Below are 18004 nucleotides of genomic sequence, written 5' to 3' on the forward strand. Positions count from 1 at the left end.
GAATTTTCTGCCTCGGCTGCCATCTGTGCAAGGCTGTTGAACTGGCCCTTCATGTGAATTTCACAACAATACTCCAGTACCCGACCGGGAACTGCAAAAGGAGAAGGTCATGCTCGAACTCGCCAAGGAGCAGATAGCCATGGGCCAGACGGCCGCCGACAAGGCCGCGGCGTTGCGCCTGCTGGCGGACCGGCTGGTTGCCGACGGCCTTGTCGCGCAGGGGTACCTGCAGGGGTTGCAGGATCGCGAGGCGCAAGGCTCCACCTTCCTTGGCCAGGGCATCGCCATCCCCCATGGCACCCCGCAAACCCGTGATCTGGTGTATGCCACCGGCGTGCGTCTGTTGCAGTTTCCCGAAGGCGTGGACTGGGGCGATGGGCAAATGGTCTATCTGGCCATCGGTATCGCCGCCCGTTCCGACGAACACCTACGCTTGCTGCAACTGCTGACCCGCGCCCTGGGCGAAACCGACCTGGCCGAAGCGCTGCGCCGGGCCAGTTCCGCCGAAGCACTGCTCAAGCTGCTGCAAGGCGCGCCACAAGAGCTGGCGCTGGATGCGCAACTGGTCGGCCTGAACCTGCCGGCTGAAGACTTCGACGAACTGGCCTGGCGCGGTGCCCGCCTGTTGCAGCGCGCCGACTGCGTCGACAGCGGTTTTGCCGCTGTGCTGCAGCAGGCCGAGCCGCTGCCACTGGGCGAGGGCCTGTGGTGGCTGCACAGCGAGCGCCAGGTGCGCCAGCCGGGCCTGGCTTTTATTACCCCACAGCAGCCACTGCGTTACCGCGACCAGCCGCTCAATGGCCTGTTCTGCCTGGCCAGCCTTGGCGCGGCTCATCAGGCCCTGCTTGAGCGCCTGTGTGAAGTGCTGATAGAAGGCCGCGGGCAGATGCTCTATCAGGCCACCAGCAGCCGTGCAGTGCTGGAAGTGCTGGGCGGCGAGGCGCCAGCAGACTGGCCCAGCGCGCGCATTGTGCTGGCCAACCCGCATGGCTTGCATGCCCGCCCGGCCAAGGTGCTGGCGCAACTGGCGAAAGGTTTTGAAGGGGAAATCCGTATACGTCTGGTCGACAGCGCGCAGCCGGCGGTGTCGGTGAAGAGCCTGAGCAAGCTGCTCAGCCTCGGTGCCCGTCGTGGCCAGGCCCTGGAACTGGTGGCCGAGCCGGGTATCGCCGCCGATGCCTTGCCGGTGCTGCTGGCTGCTATCGAACAAGGCCTGGGTGAAGAGGTGGAGCCGCTGCCGCAAAGTGCGGAGCCCGTTGCCAGTGTTGCCGCCCAGGTGCTGCAAGCCCCCGCGGCCGGTAGCCGGGTTCAGGGCGTGGGCGCTGCCCCCGGCATTGCCAGTGGCCCTGCCCATGTGTGTGTCGAGCGTGAGTTCGACTACCCCCTGCGCGGGGAGTCCTGTGCCCAGGAACGGCAAAAGCTGCGCCAGGCCCTGGCAACGGTGCACAGTGAGCTGCAGGCCTTGGTCCAGCGCAGCGACAAGGCCATTGGCGAGATTTTCGTCACTCACCAGGAAATGCTCGCCGACCCGGCCTTGACCGATGATGTCGAGCAGCGCCTTGCCCAGGGGGAAAGCGCTGCGGCGGCGTGGATGGCAGTGATCGAAGCCGCAGCCCGCCAGCAGGAGGCGTTGCACGATGCCCTGCTGGCCGAGCGCGCCGCCGATTTGCGCGACATCGGCCGCCGCGTGCTGGCGCAGTTGTGCGGTGTGCACGCCCAGGCTGAGCCCGAGCAACCGTACGTACTGGTGATGACCGAAGTTGGCCCTTCCGACGTCGCCCGGCTGGACCCAAACCGGGTCGCCGGTATTGTCACTGCACAGGGTGGTGCCACCGCCCACAGCGCCATTGTGGCCCGTGCCTTGGGCATCCCGGCGGTGGTCGGCGCGGGGGCGGCGATCCTGTTGCTGGAAGCTGGCACACCATTGCTGCTGGATGGCCAGCGCGGCGTGGTCAGCGTGGCACCGCCGGAGGATGAGTTGCAACGTGCGCTGGCCGAGCGTGATGCGCGCGAACAGCGTTTGCAAGCCGCCTGGGCCAACCGTTTTGAACCCGCTGTCACCCGCGATGGCCACGCCGTGGAAGTGTTCGCCAACATCGGTGAGAGCAGCGGCATCGCCAAGGTGGTGGAGCAGGGCGCCGAAGGTGTGGGCTTGCTGCGCACCGAACTGATTTTCATGGCCCACACCCAGGCCCCCGACGTTGCCACCCAGGAGGCCGAGTACCGTCGTGTGCTCGATGGCCTGGACGGCAGGCCGCTGGTGGTGCGCACCCTCGATGTAGGCGGCGACAAGCCGCTGCCGTACTGGCCGATCACCGCCGAGGAAAACCCCTTCCTCGGCGTACGTGGCGTACGCCTGACCTTGCAACGCCCGCAAGTGATGGAAGACCAGCTGCGCGCCTTGCTCAGGGCTGCCGACCAGCGCCCGCTGCGCATCATGTTCCCGATGGTGGGCCAGGTGCATGAGTGGCGCGAGGCGCGGGCCATGGTCGAGCGCCTGCGTGCAGAAATCCCGGTGGCCGACCTGCAACTGGGCATCATGGTGGAGGTGCCTTCGGCGGCCCTGCTGGCCGCGCAACTGGCCCGCGAAGTGGATTTCTTCAGTATCGGCACCAACGACCTGACCCAGTACACCCTGGCCATCGACCGTGGCCACCCCAGCCTTTCGGCCCAGGCCGACGGCCTGCACCCGGCGGTATTGAGCCTGATCGACATGACCGTGCGCGCCGCCCATGCCCACGGCAAATGGGTGGGCGTGTGCGGCGAGCTGGCGGCTGACCCCCAGGCGGTGCCTGTGCTGCTGGGGCTGGACGTGGACGAACTCAGCGTGTCCGCGCGCAGCATCGCCGAAGTCAAGGCCCTGGTTCGCCAGGCCGATCATCAGACGGCCCGCGCCTTGGCGCGCGAGGCCCTGCAACAAGACAGCGCCGCAGCGGTTCGCGCGCTGGTGGAGCGTTACTGAATGGCCAAGATCCTCACCCTCACCCTGAACCCGGCGCTGGATATCACCATCGGCCTCGATACCCTGCGCCCGGGGCAGGTCAACCGCAGCCAGGCCCAACAGAGTCACGCGGCGGGTAAAGGGCTGAACGTTGCCCAGGTACTGGCCGACCTGGGGCACAGCGTGACCGTTGGCGGTTTCCTCGGGCGCGATAACCTGCAGCCGTTCGAGGCGCTGATCGACTGGCGCGGCTTTACCGACTGCTTTGTTCGCGTGCCGGGCGAAACCCGCAGCAACATCAAGCTGGTTGAGGCCGATGGCCGCGTCACGGACATCAATGGCCAAGGCCCGGAGGTCGACGAGGCGGCATGCAGTGCCTTGCTGCACCGCCTGCAGCAGGTCGCCCCGGGGCACGATGCCGTGGTGGTGGCGGGCAGCCTGCCGCGAGGGATCAGCGCCGACTGGTTCCGCCAGTTACTGGACCGGTTGAAGGCCCTTGGCCTCAAGGTGGCGCTGGACAGCAGCGGCGAGGCCTTGCGCGCTGGCCTGCAAAGCGCGCCCTGGTTGGTCAAACCCAATACTGAAGAGCTCGGCGAAGTGCTTGGCCAGGCTGTGGATAACCCAGCGCAGCAACGTGCTGCCGCCGAGCAGTTGCTGGGCCGCGGCGTCGAACATGTGGTGGTGTCTGCCGGCGAGCAGGGCGTCAGCTGGTTCGCCCGCGACCTGGCCCTGCATGCCTGCCCGCCCAAGGTAAGGGTTGCCAGCACGGTAGGGGCGGGGGATTCGCTGGTGGCCGGCATGGTCCATGGCCTGCTGCAGGGCGAGGCCCCTGCGCAGACGCTGGCCCGCGCCACGGCGATTGCCGCCCAGGCCGTGACCCAGGTTGGCTTCGGCATCCGTGACCGTGAGCAGCTGGCGCGACTGGAAGCCGCAGTGCAACTGACAGAACAACAAGAGGGTTGCCGATGAACATTGCCATTGTCACCGCCTGCCCCAACGGCCAGGTGTCGAGTGTGCTGAGCGCGCGCTTGCTGTCTGCCGCTGCCCAGCGGCGCGGCTGGAGCACCAGTGTGGAAGTGCAGGATGCCGGGCACCCCGAGCGGCAACTGAGCACCGTGCAGATTGCCGAGGCCGACTGGGTGCTGGTGATCAGCACCGGCCCGGTGGACCTGGCCCGCTTCGTCGGCAAGCGTGTGTACCAGAGCACGCCATCCCAGGCCCTGGCCGACCGCGAGGGCTTTCTTGATGAAGCGGCGGCCAACGCCCAACTATTGCTAGCTGCAGCAGACGCGCCGGCCGAGGTTGCCAGCGCTGGCACACGCATCGTCGCAGTCACGGCCTGCCCGACGGGCGTCGCGCACACGTTCATGGCGGCGGAGGCTTTGCAGCAAGCCGCGCAACAAATGGGCTATCAGCTCACAGTCGAAACCCAGGGTTCGGTCGGTGCGCGTAACCCCTTGTCTGCCGAGGCCATCGCTGGAGCGGATGTCGTACTGCTGGCTGCTGACATCGAAGTGCCTACCGCGCGGTTTGCCGGCAAGCGTATCTACCGGTGCGGCACCGGCATTGCGCTCAAGCAGGCACGCGCCACCCTGGACAAGGCGCTGGCCGAAGCCAAGGTGGAAACCAGCGCCGATGCCGCAGCGGCTGCCACGACGGCGAAGGGTGAGAAGACGGGTGTGTACAAGCACCTGCTCACCGGCGTGTCGTTCATGCTGCCCATGGTGGTGGCGGGCGGCCTGTTGATTGCGCTGTCGTTCGTGTTCGGCATCGAGGCCTACAAACAGCCGGGCACCTTGCCGGCTGCGTTGATGCAAATCGGCGGGGAGGCCGCGTTCAAGCTGATGGTGCCGCTGCTGGCGGGCTATATCGCCTGGTCCATCGCCGACCGCCCGGGGCTTGCGCCGGGAATGATCGGTGGCCTGCTGGCCAGCACCTTGGGTGCCGGCTTCATCGGTGGCATCGTCGCCGGCTTCATTGCCGGTTACAGCGCCAAGGCCATTGCCCGCTGGGCGCGCTTGCCCAGTAGCCTGGAAGCGCTCAAGCCGATCTTGATCATTCCGCTGCTGGCCAGCCTGGTCACCGGCCTGGTGATGATCTACGTGGTCGGCCAGCCGGTGGCGGCCATGCTCGAGGGCCTCACGCACTTCCTCGACAGCATGGGTACCACCAATGCCATTCTGCTGGGGCTGTTGCTGGGCGGCATGATGTGTGTCGATCTGGGTGGGCCGATCAACAAGGCCGCTTATGCCTTCTCGGTGGGGTTGTTGGCGTCGTCGAGCTACGCACCGATGGCGGCGACCATGGCCGCCGGCATGGTGCCGCCGATCGGCCTGGGCATCGCCACATTCCTGGCCCGGCGCAAGTTCGCCCAGAGCGAGCGTGAGGCGGGCAAGGCCGCGTTGGCGCTGGGGCTGTGCTTCATTTCCGAAGGGGCGATCCCGTTCGCTGCCAAGGACCCGCTGCGGGTGATCCCGGCCAGTATCGCCGGTGGTGCGCTGACGGGGGCGTTGTCGATGTACTTCGGTTGCAAGCTGATGGCACCGCACGGCGGCTTGTTCGTGCTGCTGATCCCCAATGCGATCAACCATGCCTTGCTGTATTTGCTGGCGATCGTGGCGGGTAGCCTGCTGACGGCGGTGGTGTATGCGGTGATCAAGAAGAGCGAGCGGGTAGAGTTGGCCGTGGCGCCCGTGAAAGGCTAGCGACTTCTGTAGCCTTTACTGGCCTCTTCGCGGGCACGCCCGCGAAGAGGCCGGAGCAGGTCAACGCCCATGCTTCTTGCGCAACGGTACCAGCAGATCCCCCAGCCCGTTGTGGTCGATTTCATGCATCAACGCCAGCAACCCGCCCAGTTCCCCCGTGGGGAAGCCCTTGCGCGCAAACCACGCCAGGTAGTCCCCCGGCAGGTCGGCAATGATGCGCCCCTGGTATTTGCCGAACGGCATGCTGCGGGTCACCAGCAATTCGAGCATTTCCGGCTTCATCTTCGGCGCACCTTCAGTGGAAAGCGCCGACCATACTGCAATCTGCACGAAGGCCCAAGCGGCGATCATGCAGAACGCCGGTATCAGCCATTCTTTTTGTTTCGACAAGTAATTGAAAAATAAAGAATTTATTTTTTTAGAGAGCATGGCACGAACGCTGCAACTCTGTAGATGACTATCACCTGCCAAGGAGTTCGACCATGAGCAACCCCAACAAAGACGTGATTGACGTACTCAACGATCTGATCGAATACAGCAAGGATGGCGAGAAAGGGTTCAAAGCCTCGGCCGATGACGTGAAGAATCCAGAGCTGAAAGCGTTCTTCGTGCAGCGTGCCGGTGAATGCGCCAATGCCGCTGGCGAACTGCAAAGCGAAGTGCGCCGCCTGGGTGGCGACCCGGAAACCTCCACCAGCATCAGCGGCGACTTGCATCGCGGCTGGGTCAACCTGAAGTCGATGGTCACCGGCAAGGACGAAGAAGCGGTGCTGAACGAGGTCGAGCGCGGTGAGGACCACGCCCTCAAGGCCTACAAGGAAGCGCGCGAGAAGCTGGTAAAACTGGGCCGCAGTGCCAGCGACATGACCTACAACCTGGTGGAAAAACAGCTGCAAGGCGTGCAGCGCAACCATGACCAGGTCAAGGCCCTGCGCAACGCCGCCCGCGCCCGCTCCTAAGCGTCGGGCCCCTCTACCCGGTTGCGGCCCTTGGCCTTGGCCCGGTAGAGCGCTTCGTCCGCAGCCCCCAGCACACTGCTCAGGTCGTGCTGGGGGCCGGACAGGCCTATGCCGATGCTCACCGTCACCGAGTGGGCGTCATCGGCAAAAGGTGCCAGCGCTTCCACACTGGTCCTAATGCGCTCGGCCAGCAGCCGCGCGCCGGCAAGGTCGGTTTCCGGCAGTACCACCTGAAACTCCTCCCCCCCATAACGAGCGGCCAGATCTGCAGGACGGCGGATGCTCGCCTCGATGGTTTTGGCCACCTCCCGCAACGCGTGGTCACCACCGGCATGGCCGTGTCGTTGGTTGAATGCCTTGAAGTGGTCCACATCCACCATCAGCACGGCCAATGGCTTGCGATTGCGCTGCGCACGCGCCCATTCCTGGCGCAGCACCTGGTCCAGACGACGGCGGTTGGCCAAGCCGGTCAGGCTGTCGGTGGCGGCTAACGTCGCCAGGCCCTGTTCGGCCTCCTGGCGGCGGCGCAGTTCGCGGCCCAGCAGCAGGGTCAACCAGAGAATGCCCACGCACAGCACACCTGTGGCGACGCTAACCAGAATCGCGGTGCGGCGCCAGGACTGGAACACCTCGTCGGCCGAGTGCACCACCAGCACGATCAGCGGCAACTGCGCGACCCGGGCGAAGGTGTACATGCGCGGGTTGCCGTCGCTGCCAGAGCGGGCTGTGAAGTTACCGCTCTGTTCGCTGAGGATGCGCTTGAAGTTGGGCCGCTCGGCATAGTTGGTGCCGATCAGCGGGTCTTGCGGGCGTGAGGGCTGGCGGGCGAGGAGCTGCCCGTCGGTATTGAACAGGTTGATGCTGCTGTCGTCACCGATGTCCAGGCGCTGGAACAGCTCACTGAAGTACGACAGGCGCAATGCGCCTGCTGCCAGCCCGGCAAACTCGCCATCGGGGCCGGGGATGCGCCGGCTGAAGCTGATGCACCAGTCCAGGTCGCCGAGCTTGGCCTTGAATGGCGGGCCTACCAGCAAGCCCAGATTGGCGTTGGCCTGGTGTGCCTTGAACACACCGGTTTCGCTAAAGTTGGCCTTGCGCGGCACACTGCTGGTGGAATCGCCCACCACATTGCCTTGCTTGTCCAGCCATAGCACGTCACCGCGTTTGCGGTCGACGAAGGCTTCATTGAACAGCAGGCGCTGGCGCAGCGGGCCGGGTATGTCTGGCAGCTCCTTGCGCCCCACGGCCCAGATCAGGCCCTGCAGTGACTGGTCGTAGAGTTCGGCGTTGCGCAGGATGTCGCTTTCGATCAACTGGACTATGTTGTTGGACGAGCGAATCGCCGACAGCTCGACGCTGTCCCGTTCACGTGCCAGCAGGAAGCTGACGATGGCCACGATGGCGAGCACGGCAAGGCAACTGCCCAGGTTGAGGGTCAGCTCGGGGTGCGACCTGTGAAATGCGAAGCGCGGTAATCGGGTGGGCATGCTCGCTACTGCGTGGGCAGGGCCATTCGCGGCGGCGACATTCTAGGGAAGCAGTGATTGTCGGACAAGATTTGTCCGACGGAATCACGTCTGGGGCTGCTGCGCAGCCCTTCGCCGGCAAGCCAGCTCCCACAGGTACAGCATCAGGCTTAGCGGTTATGCAATACCTGTGAGAGCTGGCTTGCCGGCGATCGAGGGCGGAGCCCTCGCTAGCGGTCCTGGATCAGAACACGTTCAGCGGGTAGTCGACGATCACCCGCACTTCGTCGTTGTCGCTGTTGCTGTCGATCGACGCATAACCCTGGCTGCCACGGTGGGTGGCGTAGCGCACCAGTACCGACAGGTCCTTCAGGTCACCCTGCTGGAACACGTACTTCACGTCCAGATCACGTTCCCAGTGCGTGGCGTTCTTGCCATTTTCACGGTAGTAGTCGTAGTGACTGGTGTCCTGGGTGGCCTTGGTCAGGTCGGCCTCACCGCGCGAGTATGACAGCGAGGTGGTCAGGCCAGGCACGCCGACACCGGCGAAGTCATAGTCGTACTGCAGCTTCCACGAGCGCTCGTTTGGCGCGTTGAAGTCCGAGTACATGCGCGAGTTGTCCAGGTACACGCTGTCGCCCAGGTTGATGTAGTCGAACGGCGTGTTGCCATTGACCCGCTGGTAGGCGGCGGTGACGCTGTGGAAGCCTGCGTTGACGGTGAAGTGCACGCTGTAGGTGTTGTTATCGATCTTGCCCAGCAGGGCCTGGCCGGTGTCCTGGGTGTGGTAGAAGTGCACGCCCGGGTTCAGGCTCACCAGGTCGTTGACCACGTAGGTGTAGTCGAAGTCAGCGTAGTACTGGTTCCAGATGTCCTTCAGCTCGGCGGCGTAAAGGTTGGTGGTGATGTTCTCGGTACCGCTCCACGACGCGCCGGCCCAGTTAAGGTGCTTGCTCTTGTCGTGCTCGTCCAGCGACCCATAGTAGGTGTCGATGCGGCGGTGGCCGCTCTGGTTGTACGGGTGGGTGAAGCTCACCTGGCCGCCTTCGAGCAGCAGGCCGTCGATGCTGGTGTTGGTCAGGCTCACACCACGGAAGGTCTGCGGCAGCATGCGGGTTTCGCCGCCAGCGATTACCGGGTTGGTGAGGAACAGATCACCGGCTTTCAGCTCGGTGTCGAACGCCTTGAGCTTGATCGCAGCACCGGCAGTGGAGAACGAATGCGGGGCAGCGCCCAGCTCACCGTCGTCCTTGATGTGCTCGGGCAGGATGCTGGTGCCGGCATGGCCGCCACCGCCGTCCAGCTTGAGGCCCAGCATGGCATGTGCATCCAGGCCAAAGCCGATCACGCCAGGGGTGTAGCCCGACTCGAAGCGCGCAACCGCGCCCTGGCCCCACTCGCGGGTGTCACGCACGCCAGCGTTGTGGTTGTCGCGGTTGAAGTAGGCATTACGGAAATGCAGGTTGAAGGACGAGCCTTCGATGAAGCCATCAGCCTTGTCTTCATCTGCCTGGGCGGCGAAAGGGATCGTTGCAGTCAACGCAATGAATAGCGGGGTAAAACGAAACGCGGAAGGCACCGGTACTAGCTCCTTTGGTCTGACGGTGGGGCAGTTTTTATTTTTGAATGTGCGTCTTTTTTTATAGGTAGACGTTACAGCGTGGCTGAGAGTTAAAGCACATAAAAAAAGCCGCTGATCGGCAGCGGCTTTAAAAGGCTAACATATCGGCACCGGTGGTGCCCAATGCGTAGCCAAGGGAAATCGGGAGCAGTGACAGCGCTTGATCAGCTGTCGGCGTTGGCATCGACAGAAACTTTGGAAGCTGTCTGTTTTGCGTCTTTGGCGGCGTCAGCCTGGTTTGCAGCTACCGCGTCGCGGGCATCTTGATGGACGGCGGCGAGCTCTGCATTACGGGTGACGAAAGCGCTGGATTCTTCGGCCATGGCCAGGGGCGACAACAACAGGGAAGACAGAACGAAGACGCTGGCAATACCCATACTGTTGGACATTTGAAACTACCTTCTTGCGGGGCAAGTGCTAATGAGGACAGGGGTAAAGTTAGTCCTTTCAGTACACTTGAAACAGAGCGAAGTGCGATAAGCACTGTTGCGCAAAAGGTAACGATCCAAAGAAAAGCAATAGTACTTTCGCCGCAAAGCCCCGCACTAGAGAGCCTGCGCGGTCTTTGTAGGAGCGGCCTTGCGCCGCGAATGGGCTGCGCAGCAGCCCCGGCAATCTTGGCCCTGCCAAAGAGTCTGGGGCCGCTTCGCGACCCTTTCGCGGCACAAGGCCGCTCCTACACAGAGCGCGCAGGCCTCAAGGTCGGCAATTGGATACCGAAGGTATTGAGCCCGGCCCCACTGCGCACAAACACCTCCCCCCCATGCATCAGTGCAATCGCCTTGACGATCGCCAACCCCAACCCATGGTTACCCCCACCGCTGTTGCTGCGCGCCGCATCCACGCGGTAGAACCGCTCGAACAGCAACGGCAGGTGCTCATCGTCAATCGCCGGCCCCGGGTTGCTCACGGCGATGCTGACCTGCTTGGGCCCGGCATCGATCTGCACCTGGATCACCTGATGCGGCGCGGTGTGCTGCACGGCGTTGTTCAGCAGATTGATCAGCGCCCGGCGGAAATGGGCCTTTTCGATGGGCGCCTGGGCATCGCCGATCACGCTCACGCTGACCTGGGCGTCTTCGAGGATGTAGTCCAGGTAGTCGAGGGTGGTTGCCACTTCCTCGGCCAGGGAGGCCTGGATCAGGGCGGTGGCCTTGCTGCCTTGGTCGGCGCTGGCCAGGAACAGCATGTCGTTGATGATGCCGCGCAGGCGCTCCAGCTCTTCCAGGTTCGATTGCAGCACTTCGAAGTAATGCTCGGCACTGCGGCCGCGGGTCAGCGCGACCTGGGTCTGGCCGATCAGGTTGGTCAGCGGCGAGCGCAGCTCGTGGGCGACGTCGGCGTTGAAGGCTTCCAGCCGTGAGTAGGCCTGGCTGACCCGGTCGAGCGCGGCGTTGAAGGCCCCCGCGAACTGTGCCAGCTCCGGCGCCAGGGCATGGGTTTGCAAACGCCCGTCCAGGCGTGGAGGTGCCAGGGCCTGTGCCTCGTTGGACAACGCCAGTAGGGGGCGCAAGCCAATGCGCGCCACCCAGTAACCCAGTACTGAAGCCAGCAGCACGCCGAGTACTGCCAGCCCGACAATCGCCACCAGCAAGCTGTGCTGGGCCTGCCAGAAGGTTTCGGTGTCGATGCCGATCAGAAAGCGCAGTGCCGGCCGTTCGCCCAGCGCCGGTAGTTCACTGACCAGCACCTTGTACGGGTAGGGCCGGTCAGGCAGGTGCAGGTCGCGCATGCCCTGTGGCCCCTCGGCGAAGGCGCGCACCAGCTCGCTGGGGTGACCGTAGTCGTAGGCCGGGTTGCTGCTGACCACCCAGAAGCGGATGCGCTTGTCCTCTTCGCTGAGCAGGTTGAGCTTGTTGTTGATCTTGGTCCAGTGATCTGGCGTGCCGAAGCGGTTTAGGGTGGATTCGAGCACGCTGAAGCGCGCGTCCAGCTCCGCTTGCGGCAGCAGGTCGAGGCTGCGGTCGACCTGGCGATACAGCGCCCAGCCGATCAGCAGGAATACACCCAGCGCCACCAGAATGAACAGCGCCGACAGGCGCAGGGCGATGGAATTACCCCGCACGGTTTTCCAGGACATAGCCCATGCCTCGGATGGTGTGCAGCAGCTTGTTGTCGAAGGGCCCGTCGAGCTTGGCGCGCAGGCGTTTGATCGCCACTTCCACGACGTTGGCGTCGCTGTCGAAGTTGATGTCCCAGACCAGCTCGGCAATCGCCGTCTTCGACAGGATTTCACCCTGCCGCCGGGCCAGCACGCTGAGCAGCGAGAACTCCTTGGCAGTCAGGTCCAGACGCTGGCCGGCGCGTGTGGCCTTGCGTGCCATCAGGTCGATCCACAAGTCTGCCACTTGCACCTGCAACGGTTCATGGCTGCTGCTGCGGCGGGTCAGGGCTTGCAGGCGGGCGACCAGTTCGAGGAACGAGAACGGCTTGCCCAGGTAGTCGTCGGCGCCTTCACGCAGGCCATGAATGCGGTCTTCGACCCGCTCACGGGCGGTCAGCATGATCACCGGCGTCTGTTTGCGCGCGCGCAAGGCGCGCAGCACACCATAGCCGTCCAGGCCAGGCAGCATCACATCCAGCACGATTACCGCGTAGTCGCCCTCCAGAGCCAGGTGCAGGCCATCGATGCCGTCCCGTGCCAGGTCCACGGTAAAGCCCTGTTCGCTCAGGCCGCGATGCAGGTAGTCGGCGGTTTTTTCTTCGTCTTCGATGATCAGCACACGCATGGTCTTGTCCTAGCTGGCACTTGGCGCTGCCGCAGGGGCGGCCTGGCGGCGGTGGAACAGGCGCTCCAGGGCCAAGTATATGACCGGGGTGGTGAACAGCGTCAGGGCCTGGCTCACCAGCAGGCCACCCACCACCGCGATGCCCAGTGGCTGGCGCAGCTCGGCGCCGGTGCCAAAGCCGAACATCAGCGGCACTGCGCCCAGCAGCGCGGCCAGGGTAGTCATGATGATCGGGCGGAAGCGCACCAGGCAGGCCTGGCGTATCGCATGCTCGGGCGTCATGCCGTGATGGCGCTGGGCTTCGAGCGCGAAGTCGATGAGCAGGATGCCGTTCTTCTTGACGATGCCGATCAGCAGTACCACGCCGATCAGCCCCATGATGCTGAAGTCCTGCCCGCTGGCCCACAGCAGGATGATCGCGCCCAGGCCGGCGGAGGGCAGGGTGGAGATGATGGTCAGCGGGTGGACGAAGCTCTCGTATAGCACGCCGAGGATGATGTACACCGCCACCAGCGCGGCAAGGATCAGGTAGGGCTGGCTCGACAGCGAGCTCTGGAACGCCTGGGCGGCGCCCTGGAAATTGCCGGTGATCGAGTCGGGCATGCCCAGCTCGCGCTGCGCACGCTCCAGGATCTGCACCGCATCGCCCAAGGCCACGCCGGGGGCCAGGTTGAACGACAGGTTGGCGGCCGGGAACAGGCCGTCGTGGCTGATCGACAGCGGCCCGGTGCTTGGTGCGGCGACATGCGCCAGGGCCGACAGCGGCACCATCTCGTTGGTCAGGGGCGAGCGCAGGTAGAAGAAATTGAGGCTTTCAGCCTTGCCACGCTGTTGCGCGTCCAGTTCGAGGATGACCTTGTACTGGTTGGTCTCGGTCTGGAATTCGCTGATCTGGCGCTGGCCGAAGGCATCGTACAAGGCCTGGTCGACGTCGGTGGTGGTCAGGCCGAAACGCGCCGCGGCCTGGCGGTCGATATCGATGCGGGTGACGCTGGCGCCCAGTTGCAGGTCGTTGGACAGGTCGCGCAGCGCCGGGTTTTCCCGCAGGCGGTCGGTCAGGCGCTGGGTCCACAGGTTGAGGGCGACCCCGTCGTTGCTCTTGAGCACGTACTGGTACTGGGTGCGTGACGGGCCGGAGCTGAGGTTGATGTCCTGGCCGGCGCGCATGTACAGGACGATGCCCGGCACCTGGGCGAGTTTCGGGCGAATCCGGTCGATCCATTCGCTGGCCGAGACGTCGCGCTCGCCACGGGGCTTGAGCGAGATCCAGAAACGGCCGTTGGCGATGGTCTGGTTGCTGCCGGTCACCCCCACCGAGTGCGAATAGGCGCGCACTGCCGGGTCGTCACCGATGATCTTCGCCAGCGCCAGGTGCTTCTGGATCATCGACGGGTAGGACACATCCGCCGCTGCCTCGGTGGTGCCAAGAATGAAGCCGGTGTCCTGCAGCGGGAAGAAGCCTTTGGGGATGCCCACGTAGCCGGCCACGGCCAGCGCCAGGGTAATGCCGAATACCCCGAGTGTGGTCCGCCGGTGGGCCAACGCGCGATCCAGGCCTTTTTCGTACCAACCCAGCAGGCGCTGGCCGAAACCGCCCTGGTGGTCCCCGGGTGGTCGGCGCATGAACAGCGCCGAAAGGGTGGGGGCCAAGGTCAGCGATACCACCACCGAAATCAGGATGGTCGCCGTGGCAGTCAGGGCGAATTCCTTGAACAGCCGGCCCACCACACCGCCCATGAACAGCAGCGGAATGAACGCGGCGATCAGCGAGAAACTGATCGACACCACGGTGAAACCGATCTCGCCGGCGCCTTTGAGCGCCGCGGTGCGGCTATCGTCGCCGGCTTCCAGGTGGCGATGGATGTTTTCCACCACGACGATCGCGTCATCGACCACGAAGCCGACGGCAATGACGATGGCCACCAGCGTCAGGTTGTTGAGGCTGAAACCGAACACGTACATCAGTGCGCACGTGGCGATCAGCGAGACGCCGAGCACGCTGGAGACAATGAAGGTGGCCGACCACTGACGCAGGAACAGCGCCATTACCCCGATCACCAGCGCCACCGCGATCATCAGGGTCAGCTCGACCTCGTGCAGCGAGCTGCGGATGGTCTGGGTGCGGTCCTGCAGCACCGACACTTCAACCGAGGCCGGCAGCATTTCCTGCAAGCGCGGCAAGGCGTCGAGCACCCGGTCCACGGTGTCGACGATATTGGCGCCGGGCTGGCGGAAGATCACCAGGTTAAGCCCCGGCTGATTGCCCGACCAGGCCCTTACATACGCGTTCTCGGCACCGTTGATCACCTTGGCCACGTCCTTCAGGTGCACCGGGGCGCCGTTGCGGTAGCTGACGATCAGCTGGGCATAGTCTTCGGGGTGAAACAGCTGGTCGTTGGCGGCAATGGTCGACACGCTGTGCTCGCCGTACAGCGCGCCTTTGGCCAGGTTCAGGCTGGTCTGCTGGATGGCCTGGCGCACGTCGGCCAGGGTCAGGCCGATGGCCGCGAGTTTCTCGGGTTGTGCCTGCACCCGGATGGCCGGGCGCAGTTGGCCGGTGATGTTGATCAGGCCGACCCCGTCGATCTGGCTGAGCTGGCGGGCCAGGAGGGTTTCGGCGTAGTCGCTGAGCTCGTTGCCGGGCATCTGTGCAGAGCTGACGGTGAGGATTACCACCGGGCTGTCGGCCGGGTTGACCTTGCGCCAGGTAGGCGGGCTGGGCAGGTCCTGGGGCAGGCGGGCGGTGGCGGTGTTGATCGCGGCCTGCACTTCCTGGGCGGCGGTGTCGATGTTCTTGTCGAGGGTGAACTGCAGAATCAGCGTAGTCGAGCCCAGCGCGCTGCTGCTGGTCATCTGGGTCATGCCGGGGATGGCGCTGAACTGCACCTCCAGCGGCGTGGCCACTGACGAGGCCATGGTTTCCGGGCTGGCACCGGGCAGCTGGGCGGTGACCTGGATGGTCGGGAAGTCGGCCTCGGGCAGCGGCGCCACGGGCAGCCGCGGGAAGGCGATGGCGCCCAGCAGCACCAGGGCGAAGGTCAGCAGCAGGGTGGCGATGGGGTGGTCGATGCACCAGGCCGAGACGCCATTGCGGGTGTTCATGGCTGGCTCCTGCGGTCGGCCATCTCGGCAGGCGCCGGGGCATCAGGGGTGATCTCGACCCTGGAGCCGGGTTTGAGGCGCGACTGGCCATCGAGCACCAGCTGGTCACCGGCCTTGACCCCGGCGACGATGTTCAGTGTGCTGTCCTGGTACAGCACCTTGACCGGCACGCTGGTGACCTTGTCGCCGTCGACGCGGTAGACGAAGTGGCCATCGATGCTGCGTTGCACCACGGGGGGCGGTACCACCAGGGCGTCTTCGTCCATTGCCGTGCGCAATCGTACGGTGACCAGTTGCCCCGGCCACAGCAGGCCGTCCTTGTTGTCGAACTCGGCCTTGACCCGCACCGTGCCGGTGTTGGCCGAAATCTGGTTGTCGATCAGCGCAAGGTGGCCTGCGCCCAGCAGGTTGCGCTCGCCATCGGCATCCATGTAGGCCTCGACCAGCGCAGGGGCTTGCGCCTTGAGCAGGCCTTGCAGGGTCGGCAGCATCTGTTGCGGCAGCGAGAACTCCACGGCGATCGGGTCGATCTGGGTCACGCTGAACAGCCCTTGGGTGTCGCTGGTGCGGACCAGGTTGCCGGGGTCGATGTTGCGGATGCCGACGCGCCCGGTTACCGGTGAACGTATCTGGGTGTAGGAGAGTTGCACCTCGGCATTGGCGATGGCCGCCTGGTTGCCCTTGACCGTGGCTTGCAGCTGGTTGACCAACGCCTGTTGCTGGTCGAGGGTTTGCTTGGACACGCCGTCATCGCTGCTGAGCAGGCGGTAGCGCTTGAGGTCGACGCCGGCCACCTGGATCTGTGCCTGGCTCTGGCCGAGTTGTGCACGGGCCTGGTCGAGGCTGGCGCGGATGCTGCGGTCGTCCAGGGTGGCGAGCAGGTCGCCTTGCTTGACCCATTGGCCTTCCTTGACCAGCACTTCAGTGAGTATGCCCTCCACTTGTGGCCGGACCTCGACGCTGTGCAGCGACAGCACCGAGCCGATGGCGCTGGCATAGCGCGGCACGTCCTGCTGGGCGACGCTGACCACGCGTACCGGCACGGCGGTTTGCGCACGATTAGCCGGTGCGGGTTGGCGCTGGCTGAACCAGATGCCTGCTCCCACCAGGGCCAGGAGCGCTAGGGCGGCGAGGAAGGCAGAGCGGGACGGACGTCGCATCGGTGCGGGCACCTTGGCCAGAAGGGAGGGAAACGGTTGTCTGTACTCAATCTTATAGCCCCCGAACCGGGTCGGCAGCGTGACGGCTGGCTGACAGCGCTGTCAGTTTCACCTGGTGGTATGCGACCGGGGACCAGTGTGGGAGCGGGCACGCCCGCGAAGAATACAACGCGGTGGATGGCACCGGCTGCGCCGGTGTTCGCGGGCACGCCCGCTCCCACAGTTACCGTGCATGAGTTTCTGCAGTCGCTCAGGCTAGAAGCCGATGAAGGCGTAGTACACCGGGGTTTCACTGGTAGTGCGCAAACCAAGCCCCTGCAAGCTGGCGACCAGCGTTTCATCCTGCACATGCAAGGTCCACTGCCCATCGTCATCCCACTGCTCGCGCGTCAGCGCCGTGGCAAACGCGCCCATGTCCGGCAGGTAGGCGGTAAAGCCATTGCCCTTGAGCGCACTGGTGGTCATGCCCAGCGCCTGGCACACCGCCACCTTGGCGGCAATGTCATCGCGGTCGGCCTGCCGTGACGCTTGCACCAGCGCTTCCAGTTCCGCATCGACCAGTCGCGTGCCGTGAATCAGTTCCGGGCCTTGCTGCCAGGCCTCCGGCGGGCAGTCCTTGCTGGCCGGGCGCAGCGGAATGTGCGGGTTGATTTCCACCGGGTAGATGCGACAGACCAACGGTCGCTGGTCGTAGATGGTGCACAGGTCGTTGTCGCCGAGGTTGCGGCATCGGCCGGGGTTGAACGCGGCGAAGGTCACCGACACGCGTGCCTCGCCGTTGCCGCAAGCCACGGGATACGAGCGGCGCAGCACATGTTCGCGCTGCTCAGGCGGCATACCGGGGCCATCAGTCACGAAGGCCTCGATCAGCACTATCACCTGACCGGCATCATCTGCCCACCGGCGGGCCTCGGCCAGCGTCAGGGGCACGTGGTGACCGGTGCAGCACTTGCCGCAGCCGGTACAACCGAATCGCAAGCTGTCGGTCACTTGGCTTCCGGGCTCCACTCGCTGATGAAGGCACGCTGGTGCTGGCGGTCGTACAGGCACAGCTCGGTGCCGGTGCGTTGCTGCATGTGCTTCTGCGGATAGACGCCTTCGACGAGCAGGGCGCTCATGCCAACCTGGTCATCGAACTCGGCGGGCTTGCCGCGGGCGTGGGCATCCTTGAACTGGCTGGCGGCCAGGCAGGCCTTGAGCATCTGTTGGCGCTGCTCGTTCCAGGCCTGGCTGCTGGAGGCCTGGGCGATACCGCTGAAGAGGGCGCAGGTGATCAGGATAGAGCTGAAAAACTTCATACGCGATTCCGGCAATTTGCTTG

Annotated in this window: 14 protein-coding genes; 4 read left to right on the top strand and 10 right to left on the bottom strand. The window is 64.7% G+C overall.

Going from position 1 to position 18004, the window contains the following annotated elements; genetic code table 11:
* Window positions 1–109 precede the first annotated feature (109 nt).
* Genes ptsP through MRBLPB4O_RS04140 form a run of 3 tightly spaced genes read left to right on the top strand, consistent with a single transcriptional unit; the run spans window position 110 to window position 5646 of the window.
* Window positions 110–2962, top strand: a complete 2853-nt coding sequence (gene ptsP / locus MRBLPB4O_RS04130) for a phosphoenolpyruvate--protein phosphotransferase (RefSeq protein WP_341797587.1) — start codon at window positions 110–112, stop codon at window positions 2960–2962.
* Entirely contained in the window at window positions 2963–3910 is a 948-nt protein-coding gene (gene pfkB / locus MRBLPB4O_RS04135) for a 1-phosphofructokinase (protein ID WP_174370510.1), read from the top strand.
* The gene (locus MRBLPB4O_RS04140) at window positions 3907–5646 is read left to right on the top strand and encodes a PTS fructose-like transporter subunit IIB (RefSeq protein ID WP_341797588.1); all 1740 of its coding nucleotides are present in this window, start codon (window positions 3907–3909) and stop codon (window positions 5644–5646) included. Before pfkB ends, MRBLPB4O_RS04140 begins: the two co-directional genes overlap by 4 nt.
* A gap of 60 nt (window positions 5647–5706) precedes the next feature.
* Here the strand turns inward: MRBLPB4O_RS04140 and MRBLPB4O_RS04145 are convergent, their stop codons facing one another.
* Window positions 5707–5928 carry a DUF3820 family protein gene (locus MRBLPB4O_RS04145; RefSeq protein WP_049277254.1) on the bottom strand — a complete coding sequence of 74 codons (222 nt, stop codon included), beginning with the start codon at window positions 5926–5928 and terminating at the stop codon, window positions 5707–5709.
* Between the two features lie 200 nt (window positions 5929–6128).
* On the opposite strand from MRBLPB4O_RS04145, the gene MRBLPB4O_RS04150 reads away from it, so the two are divergent.
* Window positions 6129–6605, top strand: a complete 477-nt coding sequence (locus MRBLPB4O_RS04150; protein WP_138737424.1) for a PA2169 family four-helix-bundle protein — start codon at window positions 6129–6131, stop codon at window positions 6603–6605.
* On the opposite strand, the gene MRBLPB4O_RS04155 is transcribed toward MRBLPB4O_RS04150, so the two are convergent.
* From MRBLPB4O_RS04155 to MRBLPB4O_RS04195, 9 genes are all read right to left on the bottom strand, one after another.
* Complete coding sequence (locus tag MRBLPB4O_RS04155; protein WP_341797589.1) at window positions 6602–8092, bottom strand: sensor domain-containing diguanylate cyclase; 1491 nt, start codon at window positions 8090–8092, stop codon at window positions 6602–6604. The genes MRBLPB4O_RS04150 and MRBLPB4O_RS04155 overlap by 4 nt on opposite strands.
* Window positions 8093–8315: 223 nt before the next feature.
* Window positions 8316–9650 carry an OprD family porin gene (locus MRBLPB4O_RS04160; protein WP_341797590.1) on the bottom strand — a complete coding sequence of 445 codons (1335 nt, stop codon included), beginning with the start codon at window positions 9648–9650 and terminating at the stop codon, window positions 8316–8318.
* Window positions 9651–9856: 206 nt separating this feature from the next.
* The gene (locus MRBLPB4O_RS04165) at window positions 9857–10081 is read right to left on the bottom strand and encodes a hypothetical protein (protein WP_341797591.1); all 225 of its coding nucleotides are present in this window, start codon (window positions 10079–10081) and stop codon (window positions 9857–9859) included.
* A gap of 287 nt (window positions 10082–10368) precedes the next feature.
* A complete protein-coding gene (locus MRBLPB4O_RS04170; protein WP_341797592.1) occupies window positions 10369–11772 on the bottom strand; it encodes a heavy metal sensor histidine kinase in 1404 nt (467 codons plus the stop codon).
* The gene (locus MRBLPB4O_RS04175) at window positions 11747–12421 is read right to left on the bottom strand and encodes a heavy metal response regulator transcription factor (protein WP_012270545.1); all 675 of its coding nucleotides are present in this window, start codon (window positions 12419–12421) and stop codon (window positions 11747–11749) included. The genes MRBLPB4O_RS04170 and MRBLPB4O_RS04175 overlap by 26 nt, the downstream gene beginning before the upstream one ends.
* Before the next feature lie 9 nt (window positions 12422–12430).
* Window positions 12431–15523 (bottom strand): multidrug efflux RND transporter permease subunit, encoded by a 3093-nt coding sequence (locus MRBLPB4O_RS04180; RefSeq protein WP_341797593.1) that lies wholly within the window; start codon window positions 15521–15523, stop codon window positions 12431–12433.
* Window positions 15520–16683, bottom strand: coding sequence for an efflux RND transporter periplasmic adaptor subunit (locus tag MRBLPB4O_RS04185; protein WP_341797594.1), 1164 nt, complete (start codon window positions 16681–16683; stop codon window positions 15520–15522). The genes MRBLPB4O_RS04180 and MRBLPB4O_RS04185 overlap by 4 nt, the downstream gene beginning before the upstream one ends.
* Before the next feature lie 255 nt (window positions 16684–16938).
* Entirely contained in the window at window positions 16939–17673 is a 735-nt protein-coding gene (locus tag MRBLPB4O_RS04190) for a YkgJ family cysteine cluster protein (RefSeq protein ID WP_341797595.1), read from the bottom strand.
* Window positions 17670–17981, bottom strand: coding sequence for a hypothetical protein (locus tag MRBLPB4O_RS04195; RefSeq protein WP_016501439.1), 312 nt, complete (start codon window positions 17979–17981; stop codon window positions 17670–17672). Before MRBLPB4O_RS04195 ends, MRBLPB4O_RS04190 begins: the two co-directional genes overlap by 4 nt.
* Window positions 17982–18004: the final 23 nt, after the last annotated feature.

Origin of the sequence: Pseudomonas sp. LPB4.O, from assembly GCF_038383825.1 — a bacterium.
In the GTDB taxonomy this organism is placed as follows: Bacteria; Pseudomonadota; Gammaproteobacteria; order Pseudomonadales; family Pseudomonadaceae; genus Aquipseudomonas; species Aquipseudomonas putida.